The following is a 15,397-nucleotide window of genomic DNA, read 5'->3' as shown; positions in this document are numbered from 1 at the left end:
TCACTTCACCAGCCGCAGGGCGGAGTTGGGGCAGGCGGCGACGGCCGCGGCGGCCGCTTCCGCGCCGCCGTCGGGGACCGTGGTCCCGCGCGGCTGGGCGTAGCCCCACTCGTCGAGGTCGACGAGCTCGGGCGCGGGTTCCTGGCACAGGCCGTAGCCCTGGCAGCGGGTGGGGTCCAGCAGGAGTTTCATGACGTGGTCCTTTCGACGACCCGGTGACGGATGTGGGTGCGGGTTTCACGTGGAGGTCAGGGGACGGCCACCGCGAAGCGGCGTCCGTCGTGCGGTGCCGCGTCGCCGCAGGCGGGGCAGGCGGTGTCCCGGTGGCCCTCGACCCGGTCCGGGAAGTGCGCGATGAGGGTGGCGGCGATGCGCGCCGCGGCGTCGAGGAGTCCGCAGGCACCGCGGCCGGGCAGTTGCCGCGACCAGCGGAGCAGCTTGGCGGTGCCGTCGTCGCCGGCCTCGCCGCGCGCCACCGCCGCGAGCGTCCCGGCCAGCGCCCCGGTGCCCGAGACGCACACCCCGCACTGCCGGGCACTCTGGGCGGCGAGGTACCCGGCCGCGCCGGCGGCCACGGCCACCGGGCAGTCCTGGGGGTGCAGGAAGTACAGGGCTCCGCAGCCGAGCGCGCCGCCCGCCGCGGCCAGCCCGTCGTGGTCGAGCCGGAGGTCCGTCCAGCCCGCCCCGTGCAGCCCGCCGAACAGCCCGCCCAGCAGGACCGCTTCGGCCCTGCCATGGCCGCACAGATCGGCGAGAGTCTTCAGATACGTGCCCGCGGGCGCCTCGACCAGTGCCGGCTCGCCCGCCGTCCCCGAGAGGGTGACGAGGTGGGTGTCGGCGATCGCGGCCGCGGCGTCGGGGCGGGAGTGCAGCACGGCGATGCGGGCCAGGGTCTCCACGTTGGCGACCAGAGTGGGCGCGCCCCCCACCCCGCTTTCGAAGGGGCGCGGCGGTTTGGCCGTGGGCAGCGCAGGGCCGCCGTCGATACGGCGTACGACCGCGGTCTCTTCCCCTGCCACGTACGTGTGATCGGTGCGTACGACATCCACGCGGAGGTCGGGAGTCCGCTCGGCGAGGGCCCGGCGGACGGCCTGCTCGGCGCGGACGTCCGACACATAGACACAGCCGCGTCCCGCTCCGGTCATCGCCGCCGCCAGCCGTACGCCGTCCAGCACCAGGTGGGGGCGGTGCCGCAGCAGCCAGCGGTCCTTGACGGAGCCCGGCTCGCCCTCCTCGCCGTTGGCGACGACGACGGGCCGGCCGGGGGCGTCGCGGACGGCGCGGAGCTTGACGGCGGTGGGGAAGCCGGCGCCGCCGCGGCCGCGCAGTTCCGTCACGGCCACCCGGCCGAGCAACGTGCCGGGCGCGGGCACGGGCGCATAGCCGCCGGCCGCGAGGTAGTGGGCGAGATCCTCGCCGCCGGGCGGGACGGTGAGCAGGCCGGGCTGTCCGTCGGGGAGGAACGAAAGGATGCCGGTCATGCGGTACTCCCGGGTTCGCCGTGACAGGAACGGGACTTCAGGCTCACCACCGCGCGCTCCAGGGCCCGGCGCTGTGGAGCGGCGCGTTCGTACCCGGGGCCCGGCAGGCCGATGAGCATGCGGTGGTGGTCCAGGACGACCTCGCCGGCCACGAGCGCCGCGGCCGGGTCGGTGGTCCCGGGCCCTTCGGCGGCGTCGACCACCAGCGCCGTGACCTCACCGAGGTAACGCAGCCAGCTGCGCTGGGTGCCACGCAGGACGAGCCGTTCCACGCGGTGCCGCTCGGCGGTGACGAGGGCCGGCGGTGTGCGGCCCGCCGTGGGGGCCCGTAGGGCGGCCACGGCGGCGGGCAGCTCACGTTCGGGCTCGGGGGTGAGGCCGAGCCAGACCAGACTGCGGTGAGCGCTCATGCGTGCCTCCGGGGTCTGACCGTTCCGGCCGTACGGAACGGGGGGCGCAGCGATGGCGTGGACGGGGGATGCTCCGGTGCCCTGGGCGAGCGGGCGGGGAGCCGTGCGAGGTACCGGCCGAGGGGGCCGTGTATCGCGTCGACGTAGTGGGCCGGATCCGGTCGGTAGTGGGCGGGATCCGGTTGCGCGGGCCGTGCGGAGCCCGGGGTCCCTGTGGTGTGCGGACCGAGGGTGAACAGGCCATGCGGTTCGCGTTGCGCGAGCCGTACCGCTCCGTGGTCCGCGAGCCTGCGGTGCGGACCACGGAGCGGTACGGGCCTGTGGTGGTCCGCCTGCAACGAGACTAACTAACTAATTAGTCAGCCCACAAGTCTTGACATTGACCTGCGCCGGTCCCAGTCTGACTAACCAATTAGTCAGCCGGGATCGCGCAGCGCCGGAGCCGCATCGGCCCCCGATCCCCGCTCTGCCTCACCGCCCATCGCCGCCGCCGCGGCGCGGAGGAGGAACCCATGCAGTCCTCGACCACCCGGGCACCCGCCGCCTCCCCGGCTCCGCCCGGCAGGCCCGCCCCGCCCCCGGACCACCCCGGGGAAGCACTGCCCGCGCGTTACTACACGGATCCGGCCGTCGCCGCGGCCGAGACCGAGCGCATCTTCGCCAAGTCATGGCAGCTCGTCTGCCACGAGTCCGACCTCCCCGGACCCGGAGCCCGCCTCGCCGCCACCGCGGCCGGCCGGGAGGTCCTGGTCGTCCGCACCGAGGACGGGACTCTCGCCGCCCACCTCAACGTCTGCCGCCACCGCGGCACCCGCCTGGTCACCGACCCGGAACCGTCCGGCAAGGCGATCCGCTGCCCGTACCACGGTTGGACGTACAAGCTGGACGGACGGCTCGTCGGCGCCCCCGAGGCGCGCCGGATCCCCTGCCTGGACAAGCCCCGGCTCGGCCTGTACCCGGTCAACGTCGAGTCCTTCCTCGGTTTCGTCTTCGTCAACCTCCACCTCGAGGCGCTCCCGCTCGCGGAGAGCTGCGCCGGGCTCGCGGAGGCCGTCGGCCACTACGCCGGAGCCGACCTCGTACCCATCGGCAGGCATCGCATCCACGACACCGAGGGCGGCGAGGAGCAGCACGCCAACTGGAAGGTGATCGTCGACAACTACCTCGAGGGCTACCACGTCCCCGTCGCCCACCCCGCGCTCATGCGCCTGCTCGACTACCAGGCGTACACGGTGGACGTACAGGAGAACTACGTCCTCTTCGAGTCGCCGCTGCGCGACAAGCCCTCCTCGAACTGGACCGAGCGGCTCTACCAGCGGCTGGCCACTCAGATGCCGGGACTGACCGAGGCCGACCGGCGGGTATGGCGCTACGCCGTGATCTACCCCAACACGCTCATCGACTTCTACCCTGACCACGTGCTCGCGTGGACCGCCCTTCCCACCGCCCAGGACCGGGCGGCGATCCCCGGCGCCTTCTACACCCGGCACGGGGAGAGCGCCCGCACCAGGCTGGCCCGGCGACTGAACATCCACATCGGCTGGGTCACCAACGACGAGGACGCGGAACTGGTCGAACGCGTGCAGGCCGGCCTGTCCACCCCCGGGTTCGAGCCAGGCCCGCTCTCGCGCCGTGAGGCCGCCGTCGGCTGGTTCGCCCGCCGGGTCCGGGACGACCTGGAGGGGGAGAGCCGGTGACGCCCCGCCGCCCGGCGGCCGGGCCGCACCTGCGCCTCGTACTCCTCCCGTCCGGCTTACCCGGCCCCCGCTGACGCACGTTCGCACCCTCCCCAGACCGGTCTTCACTACGGAGTCAGGGCCTCCGTGAGCCGACCAGCCGGTCCCGCCCTGGAGTTGTGCCGTTCCTCGACGGAGAGGACGTTCATGTCCCCCGAGGTACCTCCACCGTCCCGGCGTGCCGTACTGCGGGCGGGCGCCTGCGGTCTGCTCGGCGCCGCAGCCGGCGGCTGCGGGTTCATGCCCGCCAAAACCCCCGACGAGAAGGACCTGGCCCCGGTCAGGGCACGCGTCGACGGCGACCTCGTCTACTTCAACTGGGCCGACTTCGTGGACCCTTCGGTCTTCAAGGGCTTCGAGAACGAGTACGGCGTCAAGGTCATCCAGTCGAACTTCGACTCGATGGAAGGCATGGTCGCCAAGCTCAACGCGGGCAACCGCTACGACATCATCTTCCCCACCGCCAAGTGGGCCCAGCGCCTGGCCCGCGGCGGTCGGCTACGCCGGATCGACCACACCCAACTCGCCAACTCCCAGGCCGTGTTCGGCAAGCACACCTACTTCACCGACCCCTGGTACGACCCCGGCTCCGCGCACACCGTCCCCTTCACCGTCTACAAGACCGGCATCGGCTGGCGCCGCGATCGTATCGGCGACCTGACCGGGTCCTGGAAAGACCTGTGGAACGACAGGGCCAAGGGCAGGGTCTTCTTGCTGGACGACCGGGACGAGGTGCTCGGCATGGGCGCCCTCGAACTCGGCCTGGACGTCAGCACCGGCAACACCGGTGACCTGAACCGCATCACCGCGCTGCTGGAGAGCCTGCGGCCGCGACTGCGCGGATTCTCCAGCGACAGCTACAACAACCTCCTCAACGGCAACGCACTCATGACCCAGGCCTGGAGCGGCGACATGGCCGCCATGCTCAACCAGGCCAAGGACCCCTCCGTCTTCGGCTTCGCGGCTCCGAAAGAGGGCACACCCATCAACTCCGACTGCTACGCCGTCCCCTGGAACGCGCCCCACCCCGGCACCGCGCTGCTGTTCATCGACTACATGCTCCGGCCGGAGAACGTGAAGAAGAACATCGAGTACATCGGCTACCCGATGCCGGTGGCCGGCTCCGAGAAGATCTACGCCGCGCTGGTCGAACCCTTCCCCGAGTGCGTCGTCAGCGAGGACGACCTCAAGGCGGACCTGTTCTTCCGCAACGGCAGCCGCGCCGCGGAGGACGCCCGCGACACCGCGTGGACCCATGTGAAGGCGGGCTGAGATGACGCTGCTCCGTCGCCCCCTGCGTACCCGCCGCCGCGGCTCCGGCGCCGCCGGCACCCGTATGTGGACCTGGTTCATGCTCCCCGGCACGCTGTGGATGACCGGTTTCCTCATCGCCGCCCTGCTGCTGGTCTCCGTCCTCGCCGTCGGCACCACCGACGAACTCGGCAACCCCCGCTTCGGCTTCGACCTGGGCAGCATCCGCGCCCTCGCCGACCCCGCCTACACCGAGGTCCTCGCGCGCTCCCTCGGCTACGCCCTGCTGACCTGCGTCATCTGCCTGCTGATCGCCTACCCGGTGGCGTACACCATCGCCCTGCACGGCGGCCGCTACAAGCACGCGATGATCGCCGCGATCGTGGTGCCGTTCTTCGCCAACTACCTGGTACGCATGTACGGCTGGTCGGTCGTCCTGTCCGACGACGGACCCCTCCTGCGCGCGCTGCGCACCCTCGGCCTGGCCGACGGCGGCACGAAGATCCTCAACACCGGCTTCGGCGTGGTCGCCGGGCTCGTCTACGGATTCGTTGTCTTCATGATCATCCCGCTGTACGCCGCCCTGGAACGGCTGGACGTCTCCCTCATCGAGGCCGGCCGCGACCTGTACGGCGGCCCCGTGCGCACCTTCTTCTTCGTCACGCTGCCCGCCACCCGGCAGGGCGCGACGGCCGGGCTCGTCCTGGTCTTCCTGCCCGCCATGGGCGACTTCGTCAGCGCACAGCTCATGGGAGGCCCGGACCAGATCATGATCGGAAACCTCATCCAGGACAAATTCTTCCAGGGACAGAACTGGCCGCTCGGCTCCGCGCTCACCATGCTGCTGATGCTCGTCCTGCTGCTCGGCATGATCGGCTACCTGCGGCGCACCCGCAAGGACGAAGCGGAGGCACGCCGATGACCCTGCTCCGTCTCCCCTCCGCCGCCGCATCAGCCCGGCCCCGGCCCCGGACCCGGCGCGGCCGCGCCGAGCGCCGACCACGGATCCTCATCGCCGTCACCGCCCTGTTCTTCGCCCTGCTGTACCTGCCCATCGCCGTCGTGACGCTGTTCTCCTTCAACGCCAGGAAATCCCTGACCGTCTTCGACGGCTTCAGCCTGCGCTGGTACCGCGCGTTCCTCCACGACGACGTACTGATCTCCTCGCTGGGCACCAGCCTGCGGATCTCCCTGGTGGCAATGGCGGGTTCCGTCGTGCTGGGCGTGGCCCTCGCGCTCGGCCTGGTGCGCAGCCGCACCCGGCTCGGCTCACTGGCCGGACTCATCATGCTGGTGCCGCTGATCACCCCGGAGATCGTCACCGGCGTCGCGTCGATGCTGCTGTTCAAGGGCCTGGGCGTGACGCTGTCCACCGGCACGGTGATGCTCTCGGAGATCACCTTCTCCATCTCCTACGTCACCGTCATCCTGCGCTCCCGGGTCGCGGCCCTCAATCCCGAGGTGGAGGAGGCCGCGATGGATCTCGGCGCGACCCGCTGGCAGGCGGTGCGCCTGGTCACCCTGCCGGCCCTGCTGCCCGCCGTACTCGCCAGCGCCGTACTGATCTTCGCGCTCGTCTTCGACGACTTCGTTCTCGCGTACTTCACCACCGGCGTCGACCCCCAGCCGCTGTCCGTGCGCATCTACTCCGCGATCCGCTTCGGGGTACAGCCCACCATCAACGCGGTGGGCACGCTGATGCTCGCCGGATCCATCGCCCTGATCGCCCTGGCCCTGTTCATACCGCGCCTGTTCGGCCGGCGCGGCGGCCTCGACATCCTCTCCGGGGAGTGAATCCATGGACGCGATCCACGCAGTCCGGCTCGACGGCGTCTCCAAGCAGTTCGCCGACTCCTACGCCGTCCACGACATGAGCCTCGACATCGACGCCGGTCAGTTCTTCTCCCTGCTGGGCCCCTCGGGCTGCGGCAAGACCACCTCGCTGCGCATGATCGGCGGGTTCACGGATCCGACCGAGGGTGCCGTCGTGCTCGCGGGCGAGGACGTGACCGCGCTGCCGCCCAACAAGCGCAACGTCAACACCGTCTTTCAGAGCTACGCCCTGTTCGACCACCTCAGCATCGAGGAGAACGTCGCCTTCGGCCTCAAGCGCAAGGGCGTGGCCAAGGCGGAGATCCGGCAACGGGTGGGCGAGATGCTGGAGCTGGTCCAGCTCGCCGGGCTCGCCCGGCGGCGGCCCCGCACCCTCTCCGGTGGCCAGCGCCAGCGCGTCGCCCTCGCCCGCGCCCTGGTCAACCGCCCCGCCGTGCTGCTGCTCGACGAGCCGCTGGCCGCCCTGGACCTCAAGCTGCGCCGGCAGATGCAGGTGGAGCTCAAGCAGATCCAGCGTGAGGTCGGCATCACCTTCGTCTTCGTCACCCACGACCAGGACGAGGCGCTGGCCATGTCCGACCGGATCGCCGTGATGAACGAGGGCCGTATCGAGCAGTGCGGCACCCCCGAGGACGTCTACGAGCACCCCACCAGCCGCTTCGTCGCCGCCTTCATGGGCACCTCCAACCTGATGAGCGGAACCTACCGCGACGGCGAAGTGGCCCTCGCCGACGGTCCCGGGCTCCCGGTCGGCCGGCGGCCCGGCATCGCCGACGGCGCCGCGGTCAGCGTGTCCGTGCGCCCCGAGAAGATCTGGCTGTCCGACTTCGAAGCGGGCATGTCGGTGCTCAGCGGCGTGATCCGCGAGACCGTCTACAGCGGCCCGACCACGACCTACCTCATCGAACTGGCCCCCGGCGTGACGTTGTCGGTGCTGGAGCAGAACACGGCCCGGGCCCGCATGGAGGACCGCTGGAGCGGCGGCGAGACGGTGGAGTTCGGCTGGCGGCCCGAGCACTGCCTCGTCCTGGCCTGACCGCGCGCCTCGACCGTCCTGGAACGAAGGAACCGAAGCTGATGCATCACGACGTGATCGTGCTCGGCGCCGGACTGGCCGGGCTCGCCGCGGCCCGGGACCTCGCCGCCGGTGGCGCCGACGTCCTGGTCCTGGAGGCCAGGGACCGCGTCGGCGGCCGGGTCGAGCAGGCCCGGCTGCCGGACGGCCGTACCGTCCAGCTCGGCGGCGAGGTGGTGGGCCGCGCGCACACCGCCTACCTCGAACTCGCCGGGGAACTGGGCCTGAAGACCGTGCCCAGCTACGTCGCCGAACCCGGACGGATGACCCGCGCCACTCCCGAGGGCCGCTCGGCCGGCGAGCCGCCGCACTGGTTCGGACCCGGCGACACGGCCGTGCACGAGCGGCTCACCGCGCAGTTCGTGGCGCTTGCCGACACCGTCGACCCCGACGACCCCTGGTCGCACCCTGAGGCCACCGCCCTCGACCGGCTGTCGGTGGCCGACTGGCTCCGCGACCAGCACGCCACCCCCGCCGTCGTACGGCTGTGGGACATCGGCCAACTGGCCCTGGCCGGCGGCTCGTACGAGCGGATCTCCCTGCTCGCGGCACTGCGCAAGAACGCGGCCGTCCCCAGCAGCGGCCACTACGACTACGAGGACTGGGAAGGCCTGCGTCTGGCCGAGGGCTCGGCGACCCTCGCCGAGGTCCTGGGCCGCGCACTCGGCCCACGCATCCGCCTCGGCTCACCTGTCACGGCCCTGGACGTACGTCCAGGCCGCTGCACCGTCCGCCTGGTGACCGGCGAGACCCTCACCGCGGCCGCCGTGGTCGGCGCCCTGCCCGTGGGCCCACTGCGGTCGGTCGCCGTCAGCGGGGTCGGCGAAGCGCGGCTGGCCTCGCTGCACCGCCAGCGCCAGGCGACAGCCGCCAAGTTCGCCGCCGTCTACGCCACGCCGTTCTGGCGCGACGCCGGTCTGAACGGCCTGTCCGAGTCCGAGGGAGTTCTGGGCTCCACCTGGCCGCAGAGCGAGGGCGTGCTCTCGGCGCTGATACCGCCGGAGCGCTACGGCGTCCTGCTCGGCACGCCGCCCCACCTGCGCATTCCCGAGCTGCTCGCCGAGATCGCCGGCATGTTCGGCGACGAGGCCCACCGGCCGCTCGCCTCCTACCTGAGGCTGTGGGGCACCGACCCGTGGACCCAGGGATACGTCACCCAGTGGCCGCCGGGCGAGCTGATGGCCGTCGGCCCGCTGCACGGCACGCACGAACCGCCGTTCTACGTCTGCGGCTCCGACCAGTGGGTCGCTGGATACATGGAAGGCGCCGTCCGGACCGGCCGCGCCGCCGCAGAGGAGGCACTGCGCCGTGGCTGACCCCGCCCGCCCCAGGACCGTCCTCAACCACATCGGCGGGAAGGACCTGCCCGCCGCCTCCGGAGCCACACTGCGCCTGGTCGACCCCGTGACCGGGCAGACCGGCGGCGCGGCTCCGCTGTCAGGCCCCGAGGACGTCGACGCGGCATGCCGGGCGGCCCGGGACGCCTTCGACACTTGGTCGACCACCACCCCGGCGCAACGGCAGACGGCGTTGCTGCACCTCGCCGACGCCATGGAACGGCGGACGGACGCCCTGGTGGCCGCCGAGGTCGGCGACACCGGCAAGCCGCGGACCCTGTTCAAGGCCGACGAACTGCCCGCGATCCTAGACACCGTGCGCTACTTCGCCGGTGCCGCCCGGAACCTGCCGGGCGCCGCGGCCGCCGAGTACACCCCGGGCCGCACCTCGGTGCTGCGCCGCGAACCCGTCGGCGTGTGCGCCCAGATCACCCCCTGGAACTACCCGCTGATGATGGCCGTGTGGAAGATCGCCCCCGCGCTCGCCGCAGGCAACACCGTCGTCCTCAAACCGTCCGACACCACCCCGTCCTCCGCCGCGCTGCTCGCCCGTATCGCCGCCGAGCACCTGCCGCCGGGCGTGCTCAACGTGGTGTGCGGCGACCGCGACACCGGGCGCGCTCTGGTCGCCCACCCGGACGTGCGGCTGGTCGCCGTCACGGGCAGCGTCCGGGCGGGGCAGGAGATCGCCGCCGCGGCGGCGGCCGACCTCAAACGGCTCCACCTGGAACTCGGCGGCAACGCACCCGTGGTGGTGCACGACGACGCCGATCTCGACGACGCCGTGGAGCAGTTGTCCTCGCTGGCGTTCTACAACGCGGGCCAGGACTGCACGGCCGCCACGAGGATCCTCGTCAACCGCCGTGTCCACGACGCCTTTCTGGAGGCGTTCGCCCGCCGGGCCGTGCTCCAGGTGCCCGGCGGCCCCGAGGAGGAGGACGCCGACTTCGGCCCCCTCAACAGTTGTGCCCAACTCGACTCGGTACGGGGCCTGTTGGCCCGACTGCCCGCACACGCCCAAGTCGTCACGGGTGGATCCGCTCTGACCCGCCCCGGGTTCTTCCATCAGGCCACCGTCGTCGCCGGGGTGCGGCAGAAGGACGAGATCGTGCAGAGCGAGGTGTTCGGGCCGGTGGTGACCGTCCAGCCGTTCGCCGACGAGGCGGAGGCCTTCCGCATGGCCAACGGGGTGCCACAAGGGCTCGCCGCCAGTGTCTGGACGCGCGACCACGACCGGGCGATGCGCGCGGGCCGCGCGCTGAACACGGGGATCGTGTGGGTCAACACCCACGGCACCACGGTGTCGGAGATGCCACACGGCGGAGTACGCCACTCCGGCTACGGCAGCGACCTCTCCCTCACCGGCCTGCTCGACTACACCCAGGTCAAGCACGTCATGCTATGACCGGGACCGGGACCGGGAGCCGGAGCCGGAGCCGGACCGATCGCGCGGACCCACCTGAACCGAGTGCGCGCAGCACCTGTCGTGGGCCGTCCCCTTCCTCGTCCAGCAAGCACGGCCGACGGACCACAGGCGGCTCCGCGTCCGCCGATGCCACCCCCGACACTCGCAGCCCTGGAAAGAAGTCCGTCTTTTTTCCGGGAGACGCCATCCAATTCCGGCCTCGGCGCGTATCTCCTACGAGGGAAATTTCAGCGGGAGGAATGCAATGGCGATCTTCAGTGATCTCTTTCCTGCCAAACACCGTGACCACCGGAATGATTCGACCTCGAGGCGCGACGACACCTCGATGAGGGGACACCGCCGCCATCGTCGCGGTTCCTCCGACGGTCACCACGGTCACAACGGTCACCACGGTCACGACCACCACGACGACTGAGGGCTGAGCGGACCGGGGCCTGGAGGGCCCGGTCCGCTTCGTCGTCGAGCTACAACGGACCCTTGCCATGGTGCGTATCCCGCGGCACGTTCTGCGACGTCTGCTGTCGGTGGGCGAGGATGCCGATGCCGTGGTGGCGGCCGCGCCACCGTTGCCCCCGCGCGAGGTGTTCCGGCGTTTCTGGCCCTACACACGCGGTCGCCGGCGCTGGCTCGTCCCTCTTGTCCTCTTCAGCCTGATCGGACCCCTCGTCGACGCTGCCGAACTGTGGCTCTTCAAGATCGTGGTGGACGAGGTGCTCGTCCCGCGAGATCTGAAGCCCTTTCTGTGGATCGCGCCGACCTACCTGGGGCTCATCGTCGGCTCCGGCCTTCTGGGGTTCGCCGACGACATGACGTCCACATGGGTCAGCGAGCGCTTCCTCGTGGCCTTGCGCTCCGACGTGTTCCGGCACGTCCAGGGACTGTCACTCGGGTTCTTCGAACGGCGGCGCCTGGGAGACGTGCTGTCGCGTGTCACGGGTGACGTGGACGCCGTCGAGACCTTCCTGCTCTCGGGTGTCGCGGACGCGCTCTACCAGGTGATCCGGCTGGGCGTCTTCCTCGGCCTTCTTCTGTACCTCCAATGGGACCTGACGCTCCTCGCGCTCGTCATCGTGCCGCTGTTCTGGCGCGCCGCCCGGCACTTCTCCCGGCTGATCAAGGAGGCGTCACGGGAGCGCAGACGCCGCAGCGGTTCGCTCAGCGCGGTCGCCGAGGAGTCGTTGGGCAACGTGGCCCTGGTCCAGGCGTACAACCGGCAGGGCTGGGAGGAGCGCCGCTTCGAGCGTGAGAACGTCGGCAAGTTCCACGCCGCGATGGCGTCGGCCCGGATCCGTGCCGTCTACCGACCGCTCGTCGAGACCATAGAGGTGTCCGGCGCCCTCGCCGTCATGGGGCTCGGCACCTGGAAACTGGCGCAGGGCCAGCTCACACTGGGCGGGCTTCTGGTCTTCCTGGCGCTGATCGGCAAGCTCTACAGTCCGATCCGCGACCTCTCCCGCCTCGGCAACAGCTTCTACGCCGCGTCGGCCTCCGCGGAGCGGATCATCGAGTTGCTGGACCAGCGCCCCCAGGTCGTCGAGTCCGCCCACGCCCGGCGGATCGGCCGGGCGCGGGGCGACATCGAGTTCGACGACGTGTCCTTCCGCTATCCCGGTACGTCGCGCTGGGCGCTGTCCGGTGTGTCGTTCCACGCCGCCCCCGGCGAGACCCTGGCACTGGTCGGGGCCAGCGGGGCCGGCAAGTCCACGGTCGCGAAACTGCAGCTCCGCTTCTACGACCCCGATCAGGGCACGGTCCGTCTCGACGGGCGCGATCTGCGGGACCTGTTCCTGTCCGACGTGCGGGAGAGCGTCGCGGTGGTGCTGCAGGAGACGCTCGTCTTCCACGGCACGGTGCGCGAGAACATCGCCTACGGCCGACCCGAGGCGACGGAGGCGGAGATCGTCGCGGCAGCGGCGGCCGCGGACGCCCACGAGTTCATTCAGCTGCTCCCCGAGGGTTACGACACGATGGTCGGCCAGCGCGGTCGGACGCTGTCCGGCGGACAGCGCCAGCGCCTGGCGATCGCGCGCGCGATGATCAGGGACGCGCCCGTACTGCTCCTGGACGAACCGACCACCGGCCTCGACGTACAGTCGGGCCGAAGGATCATGGACCCGCTGCGCCGCCTCATGGCCGGGCGGACGACCATCGTCATCTCGCACAACCTGCTCACCGTCCGTGACGCCACGCGGATCGTGGTGCTCGACGGTGGCCGGGTCGTCGAGTCCGGGCCCCACGACGACCTGCTCGTGCACGGCGGGACGTACGCCCGGCTCCACCGGCTGCACGCGATGACCGGACCCGCCCAGGCGAGCTCCTCGTCACCGGGAACGGTGCTGTCATGACCGATGCTCAGGCAGAACCGGCCCCGCCCCTGGCACCGGGCACCCGTCCGGTTCCGGGCTACGAGATCCTGGGGCACCTGGCGCGCACGGGATGGCTGGACCTGTACGACTCCTGGAGCGAGGAACGGGCCTGCCGCTGCGTCATCAAGGTGCTGCGTCCGGACCGCCGCGACGATGCGCGGCTGCGCGGTCGACTGCTGCGGGAGGGCCGGTGGCTGCGGACCTTCGCCCATCCGCACCTGGTCCGCGCGTACGAGACCTTCGACTCGCCCGAGCCGCTCGTCGTCCTGGAGACGCTCACCGGGGAGACGCTGTCCCACCTCATCGACCGGTTGCGGCGCCGGCCGGCCGGTGCCGACGTGGCACTGCTCGGTGTGCAGCTGTGTTCCGCCATCCACTACCTGCATGGGCAGGGCGTGCTGCATCTGGACCTCAAGCCGTCCAACATCGTGGTGGACTGCGGCCACGCGAAGGTGCTCGACCTCAGCGTGGCGCGGCCGCCCGGGGTCGCTCCTGCCGGGGTGGGCACGTTCTGCTACCTCTCGCCGGAGCAGGCGCGTGGCGGACGGCTGTCGGCCGCTGCCGACGTGTGGGGCATCGGCATCACGCTGTACGAGGTGGCCAGTGGTGACGTGCCGTTCGACTGCGACGAGATCACGGATGAGCCCTACGACGGGGGGACCGCACAGGCGGAGGACGACAAGGCCACAGGGGGCCGGGACGACTGGTATCCGCAGCTGGAGGCGAGCGCCCCGCCGATCGCGTCCCGGCGGCGCCTGCCACGAGCTCTCGCCGCGAGCATCGACGGCTGCCTGCGGGACGACCCGTCTGTCCGGCCCACGGTCCCCGAGCTGGCGGCGGCCCTCGCCGCGGTGTTGCCGGGCCATAGGTTTCGCGTGGTGCCCACCTGAGGTCGGGTCCGGCGCCCTCGCTGCTGCGTAGCCCGCCGGGTTACGCCAGGTCGTCCGTGTCGAAGTGGGCTGTGGCAAGCACGGTGCCGTCGGGCGACGTCAGCCGGGCGCCCGAGAGCGCCGCGGGGTCGACGGAGGCCGGGCCACCCCAAAAGCCATAGCCCTCGTGCAAGGTGAAGTTGCCGACGCGAACCACGCTGCCGTCACTGTTCTCCAGCAGGCAGGTGACCTTGCCGCTGTACGGAGTGCCGGCTACGGCGAGGTTGACGGTCATGTAGATCCAGCCCGGAGACCCGGGGTGGGCGTAGACATCACCGGTCGGCCTCCCGGGGGCGCGCGCCGAGGTCAGTCCTCCCTCCAAGAGGCCCGCCTCGGCCTCGGTGGACTGGGAAGAGCCGGCCGTGACCTCTTCGATCGCCGTGCCGACCGCCCAGCCGCCGAACCCGACGGCGAGCAGGAGCGCGGCCACGGAGGAGGCGACGCGCAGGCGTACCCGGCCGCCGAGGCCCATGCGAGGGATGCCGGAGCCGTGAGCCTGCGGATGCCCCTCGCGCGCCGACGCCGCCTGTGTCAGCGCCTGCGTCACCCGGGTCTCGAGCCCGACCGGCGGCTCACTGCCCGGCAGCAGCCCGATCAGCCCGTCGCCCACGAGGGTCAGCTGCTCGATGTACTCCCGGCAGTCCGCACAGTGGTCCAGATGGGCGACCGCGCCGGCCCGCTCTCGGCCGGGCAGCACGCCGAGAGCCAGCTCGGCACCGAGTTCCCGCAGCTTCTCGCAGGTCACGTCACTGGACATCATTGCCTCGCTTCGGAGACGCGAGCGTGGTCCGCAGCTTCCCCATCGCTGTCCTGATACGCGTTTTGGCGGTGCCCAGCGGGATCTTCTCCCAGTCGGCGATCTGCTGGGCCGTCATTCCGTAGATACCCGCCATCACCAGGGCGCGCCCCTGTTCGCGCGGCAGCTCCGCCACGGCGGCCCGCAGCCGGGACGACGCCTCGTCGGCCAACGCGTGCTGCTCGGGAGTCTCGCTGACGATGCCCAGGATGGCGTCGAGGTCTTCTGGCGCCACCGGCTCCGGCCGCCGCGAACGGACGGCGTCGATGGCGAGGTTGTGGGCGATGGTCGTCAGCCAGGTCGTCACCGAGCCGCGGCGCGAGTCGTACATCTGCGCATGACGCCATGCACGCTCGAACGTCTGCTGGGCGATGTCCTCGGCGAGCTGCGGATCCCCGATGACGGCGATGGCGACACCGAAGACCGTGTGCTGGAACCTTCTTACGAAGGTGACGGCGAGCTCCGGGTCACCGGTGGCCAGTCCGGCCAGCAGAGCCTCGTCCGGAAGGCGGCCCACCGAAAACCGGAACCCTTGCATACCCGTATATACGGTCTGCCCGCGCCAGGAGATTGCCCGCCCTTTGCGGAAGTTCATGTTCCGATTCTTCTCGCTTCGGAGTGCGGGGCGCGAATGGACCCAGCTGCCGATGGAAGCGTCGCTCTGCGACCTGCTCGTCAGTGGTCCGCACGAGGTGACGGGCCGGAGGACCGCCTCCCGTGCGCGTCGCCGAGTGGATCGACACCCTAGGCTGCCACC

The 15,397-nt window shown here is 71.3% G+C and carries 14 protein-coding genes; 9 read left to right on the top strand and 5 right to left on the bottom strand.

The window, feature by feature from the left end:
* Genes AB5J53_RS05990 through AB5J53_RS05980 form a run of 3 tightly spaced genes read right to left on the bottom strand, consistent with a single transcriptional unit; the run spans window position 1 to window position 1,891 of the window.
* The gene (locus AB5J53_RS05990) at window positions 1–192 is read right to left on the bottom strand and encodes a ferredoxin (protein WP_369244557.1); all 192 of its coding nucleotides are present in this window, start codon (window positions 190–192) and stop codon (window positions 1–3) included.
* 56 nt (window positions 193–248) lie between these two features.
* Window positions 249–1,481 (bottom strand): NADH-ubiquinone oxidoreductase-F iron-sulfur binding region domain-containing protein, encoded by a 1,233-nt coding sequence (locus tag AB5J53_RS05985; protein ID WP_369244556.1) that lies wholly within the window; start codon window positions 1,479–1,481, stop codon window positions 249–251.
* Window positions 1,478–1,891 (bottom strand): hypothetical protein, encoded by a 414-nt coding sequence (locus tag AB5J53_RS05980; RefSeq protein ID WP_369244555.1) that lies wholly within the window; start codon window positions 1,889–1,891, stop codon window positions 1,478–1,480. Before AB5J53_RS05980 ends, AB5J53_RS05985 begins: the two co-directional genes overlap by 4 nt.
* A 512-nt stretch (window positions 1,892–2,403) precedes the next feature.
* On the opposite strand from AB5J53_RS05980, the gene AB5J53_RS05975 reads away from it, so the two are divergent.
* The 9 genes from AB5J53_RS05975 (at window position 2,404) to AB5J53_RS05935 (ending at window position 13,805) form a co-directional block, all read left to right on the top strand.
* The gene (locus AB5J53_RS05975; RefSeq protein WP_369244554.1) at window positions 2,404–3,588 is read left to right on the top strand and encodes an aromatic ring-hydroxylating dioxygenase subunit alpha; all 1,185 of its coding nucleotides are present in this window, start codon (window positions 2,404–2,406) and stop codon (window positions 3,586–3,588) included.
* Window positions 3,589–3,714: 126 nt separating this feature from the next.
* Window positions 3,715–4,899: a spermidine/putrescine ABC transporter substrate-binding protein gene (locus AB5J53_RS05970; RefSeq protein WP_369244553.1), complete on the top strand. Its 1,185-nt coding sequence runs from the start codon at window positions 3,715–3,717 to the stop codon at window positions 4,897–4,899.
* Window position 4,900: 1 nt separating this feature from the next.
* Window positions 4,901–5,800, top strand: coding sequence for an ABC transporter permease (locus AB5J53_RS05965; RefSeq protein ID WP_369244552.1), 900 nt, complete (start codon window positions 4,901–4,903; stop codon window positions 5,798–5,800).
* Complete coding sequence (locus AB5J53_RS05960; RefSeq protein ID WP_369244551.1) at window positions 5,797–6,672, top strand: ABC transporter permease; 876 nt, start codon at window positions 5,797–5,799, stop codon at window positions 6,670–6,672. The genes AB5J53_RS05965 and AB5J53_RS05960 overlap by 4 nt, the downstream gene beginning before the upstream one ends.
* A 4-nt stretch (window positions 6,673–6,676) precedes the next feature.
* Entirely contained in the window at window positions 6,677–7,747 is a 1,071-nt protein-coding gene (locus AB5J53_RS05955; RefSeq protein WP_369244550.1) for an ABC transporter ATP-binding protein, read from the top strand.
* A 41-nt stretch (window positions 7,748–7,788) separates the two neighbouring features.
* Window positions 7,789–9,102: a flavin monoamine oxidase family protein gene (locus AB5J53_RS05950; protein WP_369244549.1), complete on the top strand. Its 1,314-nt coding sequence runs from the start codon at window positions 7,789–7,791 to the stop codon at window positions 9,100–9,102.
* Window positions 9,095–10,528, top strand: a complete 1,434-nt coding sequence (locus AB5J53_RS05945) for an aminobutyraldehyde dehydrogenase (RefSeq protein ID WP_369244548.1) — start codon at window positions 9,095–9,097, stop codon at window positions 10,526–10,528. The genes AB5J53_RS05950 and AB5J53_RS05945 overlap by 8 nt, the downstream gene beginning before the upstream one ends.
* A gap of 503 nt (window positions 10,529–11,031) precedes the next feature.
* Window positions 11,032–12,894, top strand: coding sequence for an ABC transporter ATP-binding protein (locus AB5J53_RS05940; protein ID WP_369244547.1), 1,863 nt, complete (start codon window positions 11,032–11,034; stop codon window positions 12,892–12,894).
* Window positions 12,891–13,805: a serine/threonine-protein kinase gene (locus tag AB5J53_RS05935; RefSeq protein ID WP_369244546.1), complete on the top strand. Its 915-nt coding sequence runs from the start codon at window positions 12,891–12,893 to the stop codon at window positions 13,803–13,805. The genes AB5J53_RS05940 and AB5J53_RS05935 overlap by 4 nt, the downstream gene beginning before the upstream one ends.
* 40 nt (window positions 13,806–13,845) lie before the next feature.
* Here the strand turns inward: AB5J53_RS05935 and AB5J53_RS05930 are convergent, their stop codons facing one another.
* Window positions 13,846–14,601, bottom strand: coding sequence for a hypothetical protein (locus AB5J53_RS05930; protein ID WP_369244545.1), 756 nt, complete (start codon window positions 14,599–14,601; stop codon window positions 13,846–13,848).
* Window positions 14,591–15,178, bottom strand: a complete 588-nt coding sequence (locus tag AB5J53_RS05925; protein WP_369252078.1) for an RNA polymerase sigma factor — start codon at window positions 15,176–15,178, stop codon at window positions 14,591–14,593. The genes AB5J53_RS05930 and AB5J53_RS05925 overlap by 11 nt, the downstream gene beginning before the upstream one ends.
* Between the last annotated feature and the right edge of the window lie 219 nt (window positions 15,179–15,397).

The sequence above is a fragment of the Streptomyces sp. R41 genome, assembly GCF_041053055.1.
Taxonomy (GTDB): Bacteria; Actinomycetota; Actinomycetes; order Streptomycetales; family Streptomycetaceae; genus Streptomyces.
The sequence above is the reverse complement of the archived record's forward strand: the minus strand, read 5'-3'. Positions and strand labels throughout refer to the sequence as shown.